The sequence below is a fragment of the Pseudoalteromonas gelatinilytica genome (assembly GCF_001641615.1).
GTDB lineage: Bacteria > Pseudomonadota > Gammaproteobacteria > Enterobacterales > Alteromonadaceae > Pseudoalteromonas > Pseudoalteromonas gelatinilytica.
On sequence record NZ_LRRU01000004.1, the window covers coordinates 269,105 to 287,873 of the forward strand.

Below are 18,769 nucleotides of genomic sequence, written 5' to 3' on the forward strand. Positions count from 1 at the left end.
ATTTTTTAGTACGTTGTACAAATCTCTCACTAAAAAGTATAGGAGCCTCACAATGGCGGGCGAATATCAACAACAATATCAACAGTTCCAGCGCGCTCCGGGTCAGTTTTGGCTTGAGCAAAGTAAACGAATTCCTTGGTTTAAAGAGCCAAGTGCCCCTTATCAATATGACGATAATGATTTTTACCATTGGTTTGCCGATGGTCAGTTAAACACTTGTTACTTAGCCCTCGATCAACATGTCGAAGCAGGCTATGGCGACCAAACTGCACTGATTTACGACTCCCCTGTTACCAATACCAAACAACAATACACTTATGGCGAGTTACAAACTCAAGTTGCTAAATTTGCAGGACTCATGCAATCCCTTGGCGTAAGCAAAGGTGACCGCGTAGTCATTTATATGCCAATGATCCCACAAGCGGTTATTGGTATGCTGGCGTGTGCGCGCCTTGGTGCCATTCACTCCGTTGTATTTGGTGGTTTTGCACCGCACGAACTCGCGGTGCGTATTGATGATGCAAAGCCTAAGCTTGTGCTTACTGCGTCTTGCGGGGTCGAAATCAATCATGTGATTGAATATAAACCACTGCTTGATGAAGCACTCGAAAATGCCAAGCATGCTGTTGAACACTGTATTGTATTTCAGCGTGAACAAGCCATTGCCGAGATGCAAGATGGCCGAGACATCGATTGGCAATCAGCCTCTGATACAGCAAGTGCAGTCGATGCAGTGCCTGTTGCAGGCGACGACCCGCTTTACATTCTTTACACATCAGGCACCACAGGCACACCTAAAGGAGTGGTTCGAGAAAACGGTGGTCACGCAGTTGCAATGCATTACAGCATGGAAACCGTGTATGGCATGAAGCCCGGCGAGGTATTTTGGGCGGCCTCTGATATTGGCTGGGTGGTTGGTCACTCATACATTGTTTATGCACCGCTCATTTATCGCTGTGCCAGTGTACTTTATGAAGGCAAACCCATTAGAACCCCAGATGCCAGTGCGTTTTGGCGTGTTGTAGAAGATTATAAAGTCACTGCTTTATTCAGTGCTCCTACTGCGTTTCGCGCAATTAAAAAAGAAGACCCTACCGCCGAGGGCTTTAAACAATACGATACCTCAAGTTTAAAACGTTTATTCTTGGCCGGTGAGCGCCTAGATCCACCCACTTATGAATGGCTAAAAGACAACACCGGCTTGCCTGTACTCGACCACTGGTGGCAAACAGAAACAGGTTGGGCAATTGCGTGTAATCCAATTGGTATTGAACAACTTGCTACTAAGCCGGGTAGTTCGACGGTGCCAACACCGGGATTTGATGTACAAATTCTTGATATGAATGGTGAGCAGTGTGCAGCAAACGAAAGTGGCGCTGTGGTTATTAAACTACCTTTACCTCCTGGCTGTTTACCAACAATTTGGCAAAACAATGAACGCTTTCAAGCGGGCTACTTAAGCGAGTACCCGGGTTATTACCTTTCTGGTGATGGCGGCTATATTGATGACGATGGTTATCTATTTATTATGGGTCGTACCGACGATGTAATTAACGTTGCGGGTCATCGCTTATCAACCGGTGAAATGGAAGAAATTGTAGCAGCCCACCCTGCTGTTGCTGAATGCGCAGTATTTGGTGTTAACGATGCACTCAAAGGGCAATTACCTATGGCGATGATAGTGCTCAAAGACGATTACCTTGGCGATAGCAAAGAAGTCGAGCAACAGTTGATCCTATCGGTAAGAAATCAAATTGGCGCCATTGCCTGCCTGAAAAACATTTTGCATGTTGAGCGCCTCCCAAAAACCCGCTCAGGGAAAATACTCAGAAAGAATTTACGTCAATTGGTCGATGGTGAAGAACTACAAATTCCATCCACCATTGATGATGCAAGTATTTTTGATGAAATCAACCAACAACTTAACAATCGCTGATCAGCTTTTGTAATGTTACCCAAAGGCCTTGTTTAAGGCCTTTATTCGTTTTGGCCTATGGCTTGCAACTTTACATGTAAGTTAGCAAACGAAAAGGTGGTTAACATGGCTGTTATCGCAGGTTATATCCAATTCAATGAATTAGGCAAAACAGAATTTCATTATATTAATCAAATAGCTGATGTATTTAATCGCTATAAAAAAGCAGATGTTCAGCGCTTTGATTGTGATAATGGAGCTATTTTTCACTATGACTTTGATGCTTACCAACAAGCGAGTTGGTTGCAAACTGAGTCGCAAATTGCAACGCTGATTGGTCATCCTTTACTCAGCAGCTCGCGCAGTGATGATTTAAAAGCCATGGCCAATACAGCTTCGCTCAACACCTGCTTACAGCAATGTGAAGGGGTTTTTAGCTTTTGCCAGTTTAATAGCCAATTAGGCAGCTTAGTACTTGCCACCGACCCACTTGGCTTAAAACCATTTTACACCTTAAAAACGGCGCAAGGCTTACTGTTTTCAACCAACTTGGGGATATTTAAACAACTGAGTATTGAGCTTGAAAGCGATGCCGAAGCACTCACAGAACTTGCTGTGCTTGGTTACCCGCTATTAGATCACACGCCTTATAAAAACATTAAATGCTCATACCCAGGCGAAATATTACGTTTTGATGCCAGCCACGGCGTGGTAAAGCAACGTTACTTTGATTGGGTCGCCCTTGCCAAACAAAACCGAGAGGTGACCGATGCAATTGAAGGCGTTACTCAGGCTTTTCGCAGTGTTGTAACAAAAGCGATGCACACCGATAAAAAAGTGCTGAGCACTCTGTCAGGTGGCCTTGATTCACGGTTAATTAACTGCGAGCTCTTACGCCAAGGTGTTGAGCTTAAGTCGTTTAATTTTTCGCAATCAGATAGCCAAGATCTCTACTGCGCAAAACAATATGCTTCGCAAAATGCCCTTAAACTTGAAGTTGTGCAAGTACGCGACACGCAAAAGCTCTCTGTTGAGCAGCGCCTTGGCAAATACTGGCGCAAAGCACATCACAATGAATATAAAACCGTTTCAAGACCACAAATTAGTTGGTCAGGTAATGGTGGCAGTGTTGGTTTAGGTGCCGTATTTTATGGCGACGCTATTTATGAGGCGGCAAAAGAAAACAATCTTGATAAGCTCATTCAAGCTTATTTAGATCAGCAGTACGCTTATTTGCCAAAGTCAGTGGTTCATAATGCGTCTATGCTGCAACAAAAACTAATTGATAACCTAAAACTTAGTTTTAAACCCTTGGCTGAATTACCACTGGAAAAAGCATTCCAATTGTTTTTACTACTCAATGATCAACACCATCATTTAAGCATTCCGAACGAGCAAGTATGCGAATTTAAAATGGAGTTCTTCCATCCGTTTTATTCGTGGAAAGTACTGCAATATCCTCTAGCTGTCCCAGTTGAATATGTACGTAAACACCGCTTTTATCAACGTTGGCTGAAAACCAGTTACCCACGAGCTATGCTTGCACCATGGCAAGCTTATCCGGGTCATATGCCTTGCCCTATCAAGGTAAATTACCAATCACAGTGGCAGTTTAACAATAACAATCTGATGCGTTTTGGCGAGCTCTTTAAGCTGTGGTACGAGATCATGCGCTTTGATCGCCATCAATTGATCAAACGCAGTCACTTTACCGCGTTATGCTTATTACAATTAGCTCACTTAAAGAATGCCCAGCCAAATATACGCATTGCTCAGCGGTTCTGTCAGTGGTAATTGATAGTCATAATGCCCTCATCTGAGGGCATTATTATGAAATACAAAAACTACTTTCTAAAAAATAATATTACAGGCTAGAATCAAGTCAGTTATTAATAATTTAAGCTGAGACTTTAATGAGAAAATGGACACTTCCTCTACTGCCATTAATCGTATTAGCAGGCTGTACCTCAGTCAGTAAAGATGAATGTTTACAAGCCAATTGGCATGGTATTGGTTATAAACATGGTGCAGATGGCACTGAGTATCGTGATGGCATCGATGCCTTATCACAATGCAGCGAATATGGCGTAAGTGCCGATATTGCTGAATATAAAGTGGGATATGATCAAGGTCTGGCAGTGTATTGTGAGCCCGAAAATGGCTTTACCCTTGGTATGCAAGGCGCATCTTACAATGGTGTTTGTAATAGCACGGCGTTTCGTAAAGCATGGCAAGAAGGTAATGATAGGTACGAAGTACAACAAAGGCTGATATACATTGATGACCGAATTGACGACATAGACCGTCGCCTAAAAGATATTCGTGCAGAGCTTAACAGCAATCAGCTTGATAATAGCCAGCAAAAAGCGCTATATCGAGAGCGTAAAGACTTAGAAAACGAGCGCAAAGACTTACGCAAAGAGCGCGCTTTACTTCCGCTTTTAAATAAATTGCCGAGTGTCGAAATATCAACCGAGTGGTGATGCTTTATGTTTAAGCTTCATCTTATACATTTGCTCGTCAGCTGTGGCGAGTAACTCTTTGGCGTTTTTACCATCTTCTGGGTAAAGCGCGATACCAAAACTAGCACTCACAGGCACTTTTGTTGCGTAGCGCTTTGCTACGCCTTCAACTGCTTTTTGGCAGCGTCCAGCAATGTCTTGGCAAACAGAGAGTTTTGCTAACGTTGGCAACACAATCACAAACTCATCGCCACCAATGCGCGCTAATATGTCTTTATCACGCAGCTGAAGTGAAAGCTGCTCACTGATTTCAAGAAGTAGATTATCGCCCTGCTCGTGACCAAAGGTATCGTTCACCAGTTTAAAGTTATCAAGGTCGACATAAATCAACGAAAACTGGTTACCTTCATTCGCCGCATGATGAGAAAATGAATGTAACTGAATATCTAAACCTCGCCGATTTAACAGCTTAGTTAGAGGGTCTTGATTGACTAATTCGTCAAGCAGTTGGCGCTTTTCTACTGCCTGCGAAATATCATCAAATGCACCAATGTAATGACTCACTTGACCATGTTCGTCATACATGGCATCTATGGTTAACAACTCAGGAAAAACTTCACCGGTTTTGCGCTTGTTCCATATTTCACCTTGCCAGCGCCCATTGTGTATTAAACTCTCCCACATCAACTCAAAGAACTCTGTGGGTTGCTGCTTAGCTGAAAGTATAGATGGGTTTTTATCAAGCACTTCTGCCTTACAAAAGCCTGTAATTTGCTCAAAAGCAGGGTTAACATCCACAATTTTAGGCTCAGAGGTGGTTATTAATATACCGCGGCTTGTTGTTGAGAAAACGGCTGTAAGCAGCTGTATTTTTTCGTTGCTTTTAACTTCTTCAGTGACATCTTCTGAATAACCATTCCACTCAACACTGCCATTAGCACGGGCAATAGGTGAGGATTTTCCTTCAACCCAAATCACACCTTTAGTTGGATGATTAACTCTATATACCTCATGCCAATCGGATAATTCGACTCGCGATTTCTCAATGCTTTTAACGACTCGCTCTAAATCATCTGGGTGAATCGTTTGCATGATTAAATCTGCAGAATTTTTTATATCATCTGCTGTGCAGCCATAAATCTTGAAGACTTTGGAGCTGGCAAAAGGAAAATATGCGGTGCCATCTTTTTCCACCACATACTGATAAACAAACCCCGGTAAGTTATCAGTAAACTTTTGCAATTTAGCATGTAAAAACTCAATTTCTCGCTCTTTTAACCACTGTTCAGTAATATCGATATGAACGCCTAGCATCCATTCAGGATTGCCATTTTCATCCCAACTTTGCACTTGGCCTTTATCGAGCACTTTAACCCAATGCCCTTGTTTGTGCTTCATTCGCGCTTCGCAAATATAACGCTTAGAGTCACCTTTAAAGTGAGCGTTTAATAGCTGTTCCGATTTTGATAGGTCGTCAGGGTGAGCAAAGCTGAGCCAAGTTTCTATTGAAACTGGCAATAATTCTTGCAGTGTGTAACCGATAATATCGGCCCACTTATCATTGAAAATGGTTTCGCCTGTTTGTACATTCCAAAGCCAGACACCCGCATCCCCACTGTCGAGAATTAGCTGAGCAATGTCTAATCCAAGCTGCGATTTAATCGCATCATACCCTTCACTAAATGCCATAATTAGCCTTGTTAACTAGCTCACCCGAAATAAAAGTAAGCCTTAATCATTATTTTAGTTAACAAAATAAAAAAACACTAAAAATCCGTGAAGAATATTGATCTAACGCAGGCTATTACATTTTTGGCCAATCCACCTCATCAACACTGTCGATTGTGCTTACGATGGTTTGATCTCCTTGCCATTTTCGAATGTAACGCGCCAGAGGATCATAAAGGACTGTTTGCTTATTAATATGAAAATGTCGACCGCCTCTAGGGTCAACGCCGACCCCCGCTATATATTGCCAATTACCCCAGTTTGCAGCCACGTCATAATCAATGAGTTGCTGTTCGAAATACGCTGCACCATAGCGCCAATCAAGTTCAAGCTCGTTAACTAAACAACTTGCTGCAATTTGCCGAGAGCGGTTAGCAATATAGCCTGTCGCATTAAGCTCATGCATTATTGCATTAACCAAAGCAAATGGCGTGCGACCTTGGCACCAGGCATTAAAGCGCTGGCTGTTAAAAGTCGTCAGCGGTGCACTGTGCTTTTGCCCTTTAAACTGAAAGAGTGTTGCGCCAGAGCGCATTGCATGCCACTTAAAATATTCGCGCCACAGTAATTCAAACTTTATCCAATAGCTCGACTCATTCGCACCGTTTTGTAGCTCATACACTTCCACTTCTCGGTATAGCTGTTTTGCGCTAATTGTGCCACCAGCGAGCCATACACTGAACTTAGTACTGTTGCTAAAGCCGTCTAACTCATTACGTGTTTCTTTATAACTGCTTGGCGCCTGAGATGAGAAGTACGCATTACAATGCTGCTGAGCTGCAAGTAAACCACCTTTAAAAACGCCCGATTGAGTTGCAACATCAGCAATAAGGTTGTCAGGGCATAGTTGTACAGGATGAGGTAAGTGGCTAACCGCTTGCTGTGGCGCGGCTATAAAGGTTGGCTCAGCTTCGACCAGTTTGCGAAAGGCTGTAAAGTTTTTAGGTAAGTTATCAAGCTGAAAAGGCAAGTCTGCTGCTTTAAACAATGTATCTTGCTGATATGTTTTTACCGTCACTTGTGGGCACAATGCGTTGATTTTTCTTAGCTGTTTTTGCTCATAAACGCCAACTTGCTCGGTACAAACCAATGTTTCAATATCATATTTTTGCAAACGATGACTGATTACTTGCTCAGGCTCACCTGTAATTACATGAAGTGTTTGCCCGAGTTGCTCAACAGCTTGTGCAAATGCGGCTAGGCTCTCACGTAAAAAGTGGTATTTATGCGTCCCATACGGTTTTGATTGATAGTTAGTTTGCCTAAACCAGCGCGGCTCAATCACAAACACTAAATCAAGCTCACCATCAAAATCAGCTAACTCAGATAGAATTTCATTGTCGACTAGGCGTAAATCATTTTGCAGCCAATATAAAACACGCTTTTTCATTATTTACTCAATTAGAAACCTTAAGAAATCATACGTAAGCCAGCTATTTCTCGATTAACTTTGTCATAATTAGTTAGCATAACGTTTATTAATCATAAACTTACAATCTTCAATGAAGTTTAAGTTTTAGTTAAGTTTTTCTTAAGTTAGCGATTTTATGCTGATAACTGTAAAGAATTTAAAGGTTGATAAAGCCAAACACGCTGCATCTCCTTGGTATTTAGTAGGCATAATAATGATGAATAAAATAACACCCGTTTTATTAATAACATGCACTGCTACAGGGACTGTTTATGCAAACGAGCCTTTAAGCTTAGATGTGGTTTGTGAAGTAAAAAGCAAACCTACTGCAGAGTTAAGCGAAGACAAAGACATCACTGTTGATAAACTCAACATTGATACGCATACGATTTTCGATCCTAATGACCCTGAAACAACCGCCCTACATCGCTTTATCAACTGGCTGCACATAGATACCAAAAACAAAGTTGTTAGTGAGCAAATTACCTTCAAAGAGGGTGACCAAGTCAGTGAGCGTCAGCTACAAGAAGCGGAGCGTATTCTGCGCAGCAAAAAATACTTAAGAGATGCCAAGGTTAGCTATACAAAAGATTGCCTTGAAGATGAACCCCGCGTGGTGCAAATCGATACCTGGGATACCTGGAGTTTATTGCCAACCATTAATTTTGGCCGTAGTAGCGGCAATAATAAATACAGCTTAGGTTTTAAAGAAGAAAACTTTTTAGGCTACGGTATTCGCGCATCATTAAAGTATAAATCAGATCATGAACGCTCAGGCTACCACTCAGTGCTGCAAATGCCAGTGCCTTGGCAGCCTCATGCAACCCTCACTTTACAAGCTGATGATTACGATGACGGGCAAGTGTTTTTAGTGGATTATCATCAGCCTTTTTATCAACGCAGCAGTGACGCACTTATGCGCTACTTTGCTAAATCACAAAAGCAAAAAAGTTATATCTATCAAAATGGCATGACACGTTCAGAGTTTTTTACTGATGAATTAATCGCCCAGTTTGCTTACGGCGGAATTTTATCGCAAGACAGTCAGCAAACCTTTCACTGGCTTGCTGGGATTGATTACGAAGATGTCAGTTACCGCCCTTTTGAAACAGAGCCTTTGCTTGCAGGCCTTAACGATTACACCATTGCAGCGCCTTGGGTCGGATTACATTGGCTAGAAGACAATTACGCCGTTTTGCACGATATTGACCTAATAAACCACAACGAAGACGTTAACCTAGGTTGGGAGCTAAATTCAAAGTTTGCCATCGATACCGTAAATTTTGGTCAAGGCTTTTTATTTGATACAAACCTTACCAAAGCGTGGTTTAACAATAACGCCTTGTATCGATTTGCCGCTGGAATCAAAGGCAATGTCGGAACTGAGCTTGATGACCGTTTAGCGCTTTATTCAAAAGCACAAATGAACTATCGCTGGTCAGACTCATTTGCTTTTTATGCGCATCTAAATGGTCATTGGCAAAACCATGAATTTGCTGACAAACCACTGGCTGTTGGGGGTGAAGAAGGTATGCGTGGCTTCCCAGAAAGTTACCAACATGGTACTTCAAGCGTACAAGCAACGGCGGAACTAAGAATGTACCCTAACATCAATCTGTATCAGTTTGTAGATGTAGGCTTTGTTGGCTTTGTTGATGTAGGCCAAGCTTTTGGCAGCACTGAAACTGCAAATATTTCAGATTCAATGCTAACCAGTGCAGGTCTAGGTATTCGCCTATATTCATCGCGCTCAAGTAACGACAATGTGATCCATATCGACTTTAGTACGCCTCTGGGCAGTTACCAAGACGTTGATTCATGGCAAATAGGAATGTCGGTTGAAACAACTTTTTAAGCATCCTGCTCTTTACTCATGAGCTCTCCCATGCGCTCGATTAATTCTTGTTCGGTTAGGTCTTCTTTATGTGTCGCGATGTTCCATATATGGCCAAAAGGGTCGGCTAACGTGCCCGACCTATCACCATAAAATTGGTCGTGCACAGGGCGTAGCTCTTTCGCGCCAAGCGACAACGCTTTGGCAAAAACAGCATCGACATCTTCAACATACAGCATCATATTGACAGGTGTACCGCCAAGCTGCTGTGGAGATTTGTATTCCATTTCAGGGTAGGTGTCAGAAAGCATGATGTAGGAGTCGCCTATTTTTATCTCGCCGTGCGCCACCCCACCATCAGGCATTGGCATTTGCATTACAAGCTCGGCATTAAAAGCCTGCTTATAGAATTCGATAGCTTTTGTTGCGCCATCAATAATCAAATACGGGGTTACCGCATGGAAACCTTTTGGGATTGCAGAAACAGCCATGTTACACCTCAACGATAAATGTGTGAGTTATAAAGGTAGCAGCTGTAGCTAATTTCACGAATCTAATAGTAAAAACGCCAGCGAAATCTTTCGCTGGCGTTTTAAATATGAATACCAATCAACTTAACAAAGCGGTGTATTATTCAGGCCAGCTTTGCGCCCCATCTATTGCAACCTCTGTTTGATTTAACGTGGTGCAATAGCCGGTGGCAGATGAGGCATAGTAAACATCACCTAATACCGTGTAGCTTTTCGTTTTAACCTGCTGTTTTGCTTTGTCTGACGTTGCCATACCCCACATGCTAAAGTAGTCACTCAAATCGAGCTCGGTTGCTTCTGAAAGCGCGATTAATAGCCAATCATTGTTGCCTAAGCTTTGTGCCTCTGACAAGCTGTAGCTTGAAAAGCCAAGTGCATCTTTTTGTGCCTGCCAATTAGTCTCACTGTTATCAGCTAGATTAAACGCACGCTCCAAAATGTGTAAGCGAGGGTATAAATGCCAGCCGTTTTCAAGCTTATTGTGTGCCTGTGCGGCCATCATAATTTGTAAATAAATAGCATGACTTTGTGACCACTCTGACATTGCTAAATCTTGCATATAAGCAAATGCATCTGCGCTTTGTTTACTGGCTTGTAAATGATCAAACAAGTTCTCGAATGGCAAGTTTTGGCACGATGCCGAAAAGCCAGTTTCATCTTCAAACTTCGACTTACTGTAGTAGGAGTAAAAATTGGTATTTGAATGGCCACCAAACCCTTCGATTCGGAAGCGCCCTTTTTCAAGACCATGTCCTAATTCATGGATATCGCCATGCCCAGTTGGATTAAAATTCCAACCTGCGTCATACGGATTACCAGAACAGCCCCAACCACAGGTCGGTTGGTCTGCATTCATATGTTTTACAATATCGATTGTTTGTACTTCAATATTGCGTTCACTCGCAAAGTCATGAATTTCGCTAACCACATCGATGCCCGGCCCTTTGAAACCAGCAAGTACATGCGGATAGTTATGGGTATAACGCTCTACTGCATGGGCGAAGTCAGACGCTATGGGCCAATAACCATCGTTAATTGAAATACGCATTTTCTCGAGCTTTGAATGCACTTCAAAGCCACCAGTTGCCACCTCAGCCCAATCATAGTCACCTTTTTCAAGCAACTCAGCAAAGCGCTCATCATCACTGCTGCTACGCCAATACGGGTGCTCACCTACATTGCTAAATTCAAAGCTGACATCTAAATCATTTTGATCAAACTCAATTTGAATTGGCCCACCATAAGGTGACGTAAAATAGACTGTTTCATTTGTCTCTATAGGCACATGAACTGACTGCAATTTAGCGGGTCGATTATAACCATTGCTGCTCATGTAATGTGTTGCACCATCACGCAGAGTATTAACAAACACCTTAGTATTCACTGCTTGATTATCGGTGCGTTTAATAGCAAACGTTTGCCCCGGCAAGGCATACACACCCGTTGAGCAAAAATACGCCTTACTCTGCATATTCACTGTGACGGTTTTAGGTGTTACATGACTAAAATCACTACGGCTGAAATTACCCATATCAACTTGAAGTGGATTAACTTTACGTATATTTAATACCGCATGATCAGTAAACAGGGCACGAAAGAAGCTTGTATTATCGGTGCTTAGCTTATCCATCGGGAAGCTTACAACTTGGCGATAATGATCTGCAAGCAGCGCCAGTAACTGGTAAAAGCGATAGCCCTGCTCTGTAAAGATATCTGTTTTCGCTTGGTCAAAACCTCTAAAAACCGAATTAATGATCGTTGCCGCATCACTAAACTGTTGCTGATATTGGCTTTCAGCTGGGCAGCTACGATTATCACAGGCACTTAAATCAACACTAAATTCGCTGCTTTTAAAGCGGCTAAGTAAGTCTTTAATAGTTTGCGCATCGGTTGGCAAGCTGTCGTTGATAGCAATTGGGTTCCACTGTGCCAGTTCTAATCGGTGCCAATAGTTATCACCTGCAACGCTCACATGGAGTAATTCAAATAGCGCTTTACCGAGTGCTGTTTGACTACCATCACGCTGAATATAGATCACTGCTATATCGTTTTCTTGCGCTTGCTTTACTGCAGCCACAACATTATCAATATTTAATCCTTCACGCTCATGCTGAGAGATAATCAGTACATCCGTGTCAGTTGTTAAACACGCCGCTAAAGCGTCGTTGTCACAACTTGTATTGTCGTTATAGCTCACCATGCCTTCATATTGACTATCAAACCACTCTCGCGTTTTGATCCTATCTTGAAAGTAATAGCTTTGATCAAGTTGCGCTAATACAAGTTTAAGTGGCTGCTCTGCGGTTATTTCTCTACCAGCTAACCATGTGGTGCTGTTTTTCAAAAACTGAGTCATTTGCTCGTTAATAGTATTTCGATATGGGTTACTACCAAATACTAAGTAACGGCCCTGCTCCCCATCACTAGTACCGACAACTGCAAGGTTTCTGACTTTTGTCTCGTAACCATCTTGCCAACTATTGTTGGTAAGTAGAACTGGCTCATTGAATGGATAAGTGGCATTTAATAACGTTGCATCCCATGTTGGATACCAGCTTAATTCATCAAGAGCGGAGCTTGAGCCAAAAGCAAATAAGCTATTTTTAATGCTTTGAAAGCGCGCTTTGTGGGTATCAATTTCATTAAGTGTCGCATCAAGCAGTAACTCACTGTTTGGCACAACTAGCGCATTACCCGTTTCTAGTGCCTCAGCCACATAACTTTGGGTGATGTTTAACACAAACTCGAAGCTTGCTTGTACACGTGAGTCAGAGGCTGTGATTGTGAATTTATGCTCACCAAGATCTTCATTACTCGCGGTGCCAGATAAGATGCTAGTTTGCTCATCAAAACTTAGCCACGTTGGCAACCCTGTTACGGTTAAGCTCACTTCATCGTTGTCTGCATCGGTGCTGATTAACTGCACACTGAATGACTGCTCAGCACGCGCTTCACTACTCAGTGGAGACACCACAGGCGCCGAGTTTGCTCTGGCAGCGATGTTAAATGTTTGCTCTGCCTGCTGCGTTACTTCACCATCTGAATAACGAAAACGAATTTGCTGTTCGCCCGTATTCGCAAACAAGGGCGTGCCGCTAAAACTGAGGTTATTCGCATCAAAACTAAGCCAATCAGGTTTACTAACTTCACTTACTACCACAGTGTCATTTTGTGCATCAGTAAATGTTAGCTGGTAAGTATAAGCTTGGCCTTCATTGCTATCCGATGGGGTGGACGTGAGCGTTGGCGGTGTATTTTCAATAAGTTTGGCTTCTACATTAATATCAATCAAAAGCTGTGCAGAGAGCTGCCCATCAGTGACCGTAAACTCAATGTTTGCATACCTACCTGCTTGCTCTGGTGTGCCACTGATACTTGCTGAGGCTTCATTAAAACTTAGCCAACTTGGTAAGTTTGTTACAGACAAAGTAAGAGGGTCATTATCTGGATCAGAGACTTCAGGGCTAAAACTCAAGGTTTCACCAACACGTAAAGTCTGTGATTGACCGCTGATTTGCGGCGCTTGATTTTGTGGTGTTTCGGTTACAGGAGGGGTTGTTGTTTGTTTTTCATCTGAGCCTGAGCCGCCACAAGCAGCAAGTGTTAGCATTACAGCCGAGCATAATAGCGAGCGTTTGCACAAAGAGTAAGGTGCGTTCATTGAGTTCTTATTGGTATAGTAAACAATTTTTTAACATTATAAGCCGATACTACAAACTAATATCTCGGAAAAAATACGTAAATTGATATCGCTGTCATTAATTGTTAAAGCGTAAAAAGCCCCATAAAGGGGCTATTTAAGGGTTACGAGCTTGGGTTTGCAAAATCGGGTCTGGGTAACTTTTCGAGTATGGCGTATAAGTAAATCACCACAAGGCAAAGCCCTCCCGCTACAAAGAATAAGGTTGGGCCATCGTAATAATCTAAAATTAAACCACCACCGAGTGGTGCTAAAGCAAATCCTAAATCATAAAACGAAGCTGCGCCAAAGTAGGCTCCACGTAAGTGTGATGGTGCGAGCCTATCAAGGTGAACGTTCATCGTCGGAAACAAAATAGTTTCGGCCAAACTCATCACCACTATCGCACCAATCCAGCCCCAGAATAAATCGATTGGATTAAGTGCTAGCCAAAATTGCGACACCATTAATAGCATCAAACCAATTTGTATTCGTACCGTTAGGCTAAATCGCGCCATCATTTTTAACAGCAGAAATTGACTTGAAATGATCACTATCGCATTGGTAAATATAAGCGCAGAAATCAATGCAAGTAGGTCGGGTGCCTCTGCACGAGTTAGGTATTGTATGAGTGAACTATCCATTTGCGCATAAATAAACATGCACAAAATATTGGCTAAAATTAAACATTGCAGCAGTTTATCTGCAAATAAAATACGTAAGATTTGCTTGCCCTGTATAGCTGGTTTTTTCTCTTCAGGCTCGTCGATTGCGGCAGTATTTTTTGCTGCTTTATCACTAAAATTAAAGCCCCAAACAAGCAGCACCAATAAAATAGCAAATGCCCCTGCGGTAATATAAAAGCTCGACTGCTCACCGGTTAAACCTAGCCATACCCCTGCTAATGGACCCACCGCACAGCCCACATTAACAATAAAGTACAGCGACTGCATGGCCAGCTCGCGAGTTTGTGAATCCTCAATAATATCGCCAATCGCCGCACTGGTTAATGGTCGCCAAAGTGCAGTCGCAATCGAACATAAGGTCATTACAATCATATAACCGGCCACGGTTTCTACCTCAGCTAACAGCGAGAAAGAAATGATATACAGCACGCCGGTAATGTACATCAGCGTATGCCGGCCCACTTTATCGGATAGGCTGCTGCCAATAAAACTGGTGAACACTGAAATCACCGCGGCACTGGTAAGCACCAAACCGACTTCTGTCGCCGATAAAGCAAACTTTTCGTACAAGATCACCGCAAGAAATGGCCACACCATGTAATAGCTACCACGGGTAATAAATGAGCCAAATAGGAAGATCCACATAAGCACAGGAAACTGCTTAAAGCGCGCTAAAGAGATATCTGAATTCATTATTTTAATTTTTATGATGATGATTAAAACACTATACAGGAACTGAATCTGCCTTGGGTATTTAATCTAAAACTTGTTTGTAACAGCGTGTTATACCAACCCGCAATAATACTTAATCATTTTGAGGGATTAAACCTGTCGCTAACTGCGTTAAAAATTTCTCATTTAGAACAACTAAATAACGAAATTTTTGCCTTGCTATCAACGAGGTTTTATTGCCTCAAAATAGACTACTTAATTAAGCGGGTTGGTATTAATTAGCTAAAAAACAAACGCAACTTAATTGTGAATAGTGTTAAGCCAACTTGAAAAAGATTAATCTAAATAAGAATAGTTATTGATTGTATTTTTCATTTATGTAGTATACGCAACGTTCCTCAAAGGGATAACCTACAAAAAGAACTGGAAACCTACAATGAAATCAATAAAACCAAGCTTACTGGCACTTGCCATAGCAACACATTTTTCAGCCTTTGCTGATGACGCTAAGCCGAAACAAGATATGGAACGCTTAGTTATCACTGCAACAGGTTTTGAGCAAAAAGTTACCGAAGCACCTGCTAGTATTTCAATTATCACCAATGAAAATATTAAGTCTCATGCCTTCACCTCAGTACTTGATGCTGTGCAGTATTTAGAAGGTATCGACATTGGCACAACCCGAGATAAAACGGGCCAAGGCAGTGTAAGTATGCGTGGTTTAACAGGTGAATACACCCTGTTACTTATTGATGGTAAACGCCAAAATAACCATGGCGATATTTATCCAAACAACTTTGGTGGTAACGCGTTTAACCACGTACCACCGGTTGATGCCATTGAACGTGTTGAAGTAATTCGCGGCCCTGCATCAACGCTTTATGGTGCAGATGCATTGGGTGGTGTAATTAATATCATCACTAAAAAGCACACTGATAGTTGGAGCGGTGCAGTGTCTTTTAGCCGTTCATTACAGCAAAACGATGATTTTGGCGATGACATTACCACTGACTTTAGTGTGATGGGTCCACTTATTAAAGACGTATTAAGCTTAGGTGTGCGTGGCAGTGTTTACGAGCAACAAGCATCTTCGCCAACATTTGAACCAGCAACCGATCCAAATGGTGTTGTTCATACTCGTTCATTAGGTTTTGGTAGTGGCGGTCGTACCGTTGATAACACAAACGAGCAGTATGGTTTTACTCTAACTTATACCCCGTTTGAGTCTCATCATTTACGTTTTGATTATGATAATTCAAGCCAAGTGTACGACAACACGCCAAGCTACGACATCGAATCAGGCACAATTACTTACCCGCTTGGCACTAAAGATAATATTGAATCAATTTGGCAAGACCGCCGCGGCCAAGTAAACCCGCGCGCAGGTTATGCAGCAGACCAAGAGTTTGACCGTGAGTGGTGGTCAATCAGCTACGATGGCGAGCTTGATTGGGCAACGCTGAAGGCTTCTGTTTCTTATGTTGATACGCAAAATAATGGCCGTACTTTACCACTGAGTGTCAGCGAGCGCCTAGAGCTGCAAGCTATGTACGATGGTACTGGCGAATACGAAGGAATGGACGAGCAAGCACGTAAAGACTTAGCTGAAGAAACATTCTTACCGCGCCCTGCTCGCCCACTTGAAAGCAGTCAATATACCTATGACTTACGTTTTGATATTCCTATCACAGGTAGCTTTGGTAGCCATAACCTAGCAATTGGTGGCCAGCTTATCGACGGTGAATTAAAAGACGGTGTATTTGGTCTTGAAAGTGACCAAGCTGGCAAAGTACAAGAGCAAAACATGTACTCAATCTTTGCCGAAGATAACTGGATGGCAACTGATAACTTTACCTTCACATTAGGCGCTCGTTACGATGACCATGATGTATTTGGCAGCCAAGTATCTCCGCGCGTTTACGGTGTCTATAACCTCTCTGACACTTGGACGCTAAAAGGGGGTGTAAGTACGGGTTATAAAACACCACAAACCACTGATCTTTATGACGGTATTACCGGATTTGGCGGTCAAGGCACAAGCCCGTTTGCGGGTAACCCAGACTTACAACCAGAAACCAGTGTGAACTCTGAAATCGCCCTTTACTGGACTTCGCTTGATGGCGATCACAACATCAATGTGACTTACTACAACACCAAGTTTGAAGACAAAATTGCCAGCGGCGACACTATTTTAAGCTGTGAGCAAACTAACGATTTACGCCCTTGTGTGAACTTAGGTCAGTACGATCAACTTGGCTACGATAGCTATAGCCAAAAAATCAATATCGACGAAGTAGACCTACAAGGTGTTGAAATTGCAGGCCAATATACTATCAGCAAAACAGTGTCTGTTAACGGTAACTATACCTGGACTGATAGCGAACAAAAGAGCGGCCCTGAACAAGGTAAGCCACTAACGAACTCCGCAGAGCACATGGCAAACCTTACCCTAAACTGGGAAGCGACTGACTTTATGAACCTATACCTACAAGGTGTATATCGTTCAGACCGTTACCGCGGTTGGGATAACGTGCACGACAAAGCGCTTTATTACAAAAACTACAACCTACTTAATTTAGGTGCGCAGTTTTATGTAAATGAGTACGTGCAAATCAATGCCCGTGTAAACAACCTATTAGACGAAGATTTCACCTCGTATAGCACAAGCTATACCGACCTAAATGGCGATGGTGAGTATGAGTACCTAACAGGTCGCGGTGTAATTAGTGAGGTCACATTCACAGACGACTACAACGTTAAAGATAAAGGCCGTAACTTCTGGATTGGCGTTACCGCTTACTTCTAAGAAAACTCCCTGAAAATAGACAGCATGCAGTCATGTGCTGTCTATTTTTCTTACTGTCACTAAACTGCCAACTTCACACACTAAGCTGATGATACCTGCGTAAGCTTATTTGTCAGTCTATGGAACATATCCTTACAGCCAGTGGTATCAGTATTAGTTATCAAGATGAAGGCGATGAAAACGCACCTGTGATCATCTTAATTATTGGCTTAGGTGCTCAATTTACCGTTTGGCCAGAGTCACTTTATTTTGGCTTGGTCGAAAAAGGCTTTCGGGTTATTCGTTTTGATAATCGTGATGCAGGGTTATCCTCATCGTTAGATGAGTTAGGCAAGCCGAGTCTTGTAAAGCATTGGCTTAGCCGCCGATTACCCATTCGTGCAAAACTGCCCTATTCGCTCGATGACATGGCTCGCGATGTAAAAGAATTAATGGATGCACTGGATATCAAAAAAGCGCACTTAGTGGGGGCGTCGATGGGTGGCATGATTGCGCAAATTGCCGCGGCAAAGTATAAAAAACGTGTACTGAGCTTAACTTCAATTATGTCGAGTAGCTCGCCGTTATCGTTTTCGGGTTCAAACATAAACCTATTAGTAAAGCTCGCTAAAATACGCCCCCGAAGCAGTAATAAAGAAGCCGCTATTGATTACAATGTTAGGCTCAACCAACTCATTGGCAGCCCAGCCTACCCACAAGATGAACACGCTTTATACGCCAACGCAGAACGCTATATTGAGCGGGCTCACACGAATCAAACAGGCTTTAAACGTCAGCTTGCAGCCATTGCCGCAACGCCTTATCGCGAGCAATTACTAAAAAAGATTAAAGCCCCTACATTAGTGATCCACGGCAGTGCTGATCCTGTTATGCCACTGTCTGCGGGTATCAACACCGCACTGTTAATAAAGCGTAGTAAGCTAAAAGTTGTGCCCGGAATGGGCCATGATTTTCCACCCGCCTTAATGAAAAAAATGACTAAGTGGATTGCCAAACACGCCGCTAAAGTCAGCGCCAAAAAAGCCGCTAAAAAACCCTAAAAGCGT

The 18,769-nt window shown here is 42.6% G+C and carries 11 protein-coding genes; 6 read left to right on the forward strand and 5 right to left on the reverse strand.

Features of this window, described 5'->3' with window-relative positions; genetic code table 11:
* Window positions 1-52 precede the first annotated feature (52 nt).
* The 3 genes from NH153_RS01795 to NH153_RS01805 all read left to right on the forward strand — a co-directional run bounded on the left by NH153_RS01795 (window position 53) and on the right by NH153_RS01805 (window position 4,398).
* Complete coding sequence (locus NH153_RS01795; protein ID WP_063700387.1) at window positions 53-1,936, forward strand: propionyl-CoA synthetase; 1,884 nt, start codon at window positions 53-55, stop codon at window positions 1,934-1,936.
* A 105-nt stretch (window positions 1,937-2,041) separates the two neighbouring features.
* Window positions 2,042-3,709 carry an asparagine synthase-related protein gene (locus NH153_RS01800; RefSeq protein WP_063700389.1) on the forward strand — a complete coding sequence of 556 codons (1,668 nt, stop codon included), beginning with the start codon at window positions 2,042-2,044 and terminating at the stop codon, window positions 3,707-3,709.
* 119 nt (window positions 3,710-3,828) lie between these two features.
* Window positions 3,829-4,398: a DUF2799 domain-containing protein gene (locus NH153_RS01805; RefSeq protein WP_063700391.1), complete on the forward strand. Its 570-nt coding sequence runs from the start codon at window positions 3,829-3,831 to the stop codon at window positions 4,396-4,398.
* On the opposite strand, the gene NH153_RS01810 is transcribed toward NH153_RS01805, so the two are convergent.
* Complete coding sequence (locus tag NH153_RS01810; RefSeq protein ID WP_063700393.1) at window positions 4,384-6,066, reverse strand: sensor domain-containing diguanylate cyclase; 1,683 nt, start codon at window positions 6,064-6,066, stop codon at window positions 4,384-4,386. The genes NH153_RS01805 and NH153_RS01810 overlap by 15 nt on opposite strands.
* Before the next feature lie 115 nt (window positions 6,067-6,181).
* Entirely contained in the window at window positions 6,182-7,495 is a 1,314-nt protein-coding gene (locus NH153_RS01815) for a DASH family cryptochrome (RefSeq protein ID WP_063700395.1), read from the reverse strand.
* A gap of 235 nt (window positions 7,496-7,730) precedes the next feature.
* On the opposite strand from NH153_RS01815, the gene NH153_RS01820 reads away from it, so the two are divergent.
* Window positions 7,731-9,371, forward strand: coding sequence for a BamA/TamA family outer membrane protein (locus NH153_RS01820; RefSeq protein WP_105174707.1), 1,641 nt, complete (start codon window positions 7,731-7,733; stop codon window positions 9,369-9,371).
* On the opposite strand, the gene NH153_RS01825 is transcribed toward NH153_RS01820, so the two are convergent.
* The 3 genes from NH153_RS01825 to NH153_RS01835 form a co-directional block, all read right to left on the reverse strand.
* Window positions 9,368-9,841, reverse strand: a complete 474-nt coding sequence (locus NH153_RS01825) for a VOC family protein (protein ID WP_063700397.1) — start codon at window positions 9,839-9,841, stop codon at window positions 9,368-9,370. The genes NH153_RS01820 and NH153_RS01825 overlap by 4 nt on opposite strands.
* Before the next feature lie 139 nt (window positions 9,842-9,980).
* Entirely contained in the window at window positions 9,981-13,541 is a 3,561-nt protein-coding gene (locus tag NH153_RS01830; RefSeq protein WP_063700399.1) for an ImpA family metalloprotease, read from the reverse strand.
* Window positions 13,542-13,684: 143 nt separating this feature from the next.
* Entirely contained in the window at window positions 13,685-14,938 is a 1,254-nt protein-coding gene (locus tag NH153_RS01835; protein ID WP_063700400.1) for an MFS transporter, read from the reverse strand.
* 415 nt (window positions 14,939-15,353) lie between these two features.
* Here NH153_RS01835 and NH153_RS01840 point away from each other — a divergent pair, with 415 nt between their 5' ends.
* Both NH153_RS01840 and NH153_RS01845 read left to right on the forward strand, forming a co-directional pair.
* Window positions 15,354-17,723 carry a TonB-dependent receptor domain-containing protein gene (locus NH153_RS01840; RefSeq protein ID WP_063700402.1) on the forward strand — a complete coding sequence of 790 codons (2,370 nt, stop codon included), beginning with the start codon at window positions 15,354-15,356 and terminating at the stop codon, window positions 17,721-17,723.
* A 119-nt stretch (window positions 17,724-17,842) separates the two neighbouring features.
* Window positions 17,843-18,763 carry an alpha/beta fold hydrolase gene (locus NH153_RS01845; protein ID WP_063700404.1) on the forward strand — a complete coding sequence of 307 codons (921 nt, stop codon included), beginning with the start codon at window positions 17,843-17,845 and terminating at the stop codon, window positions 18,761-18,763.
* Window positions 18,764-18,769 lie beyond the last annotated feature (6 nt).

Bases quoted from the DNA above. Each gene is read 5' to 3' on its own strand.
- NH153_RS01805 (WP_063700391.1), top strand. From the start codon at position 3,829: ATGAGAAAATGGACACTTCCTCTACTGCCATTAATCGTATTAGCAGGC.
- NH153_RS01830 (WP_063700399.1), bottom strand. From the start codon at position 13,541: ATGAACGCACCTTACTCTTTGTGCAAACGCTCGCTATTATGCTCGGCT.
- NH153_RS01815 (WP_063700395.1), bottom strand. From the start codon at position 7,495: ATGAAAAAGCGTGTTTTATATTGGCTGCAAAATGATTTACGCCTAGTC.
- NH153_RS01800 (WP_063700389.1), top strand. From the start codon at position 2,042: ATGGCTGTTATCGCAGGTTATATCCAATTCAATGAATTAGGCAAAACA.
- NH153_RS01845 (WP_063700404.1), top strand. From the start codon at position 17,843: ATGGAACATATCCTTACAGCCAGTGGTATCAGTATTAGTTATCAAGAT.
- NH153_RS01825 (WP_063700397.1), bottom strand. From the start codon at position 9,841: ATGGCTGTTTCTGCAATCCCAAAAGGTTTCCATGCGGTAACCCCGTAT.
- NH153_RS01820 (WP_105174707.1), top strand. From the start codon at position 7,731: ATGATGAATAAAATAACACCCGTTTTATTAATAACATGCACTGCTACA.
- NH153_RS01840 (WP_063700402.1), top strand. From the start codon at position 15,354: ATGAAATCAATAAAACCAAGCTTACTGGCACTTGCCATAGCAACACAT.
- NH153_RS01795 (WP_063700387.1), top strand. From the start codon at position 53: ATGGCGGGCGAATATCAACAACAATATCAACAGTTCCAGCGCGCTCCG.
- NH153_RS01835 (WP_063700400.1), bottom strand. From the start codon at position 14,938: ATGAATTCAGATATCTCTTTAGCGCGCTTTAAGCAGTTTCCTGTGCTT.
- NH153_RS01810 (WP_063700393.1), bottom strand. From the start codon at position 6,066: ATGGCATTTAGTGAAGGGTATGATGCGATTAAATCGCAGCTTGGATTA.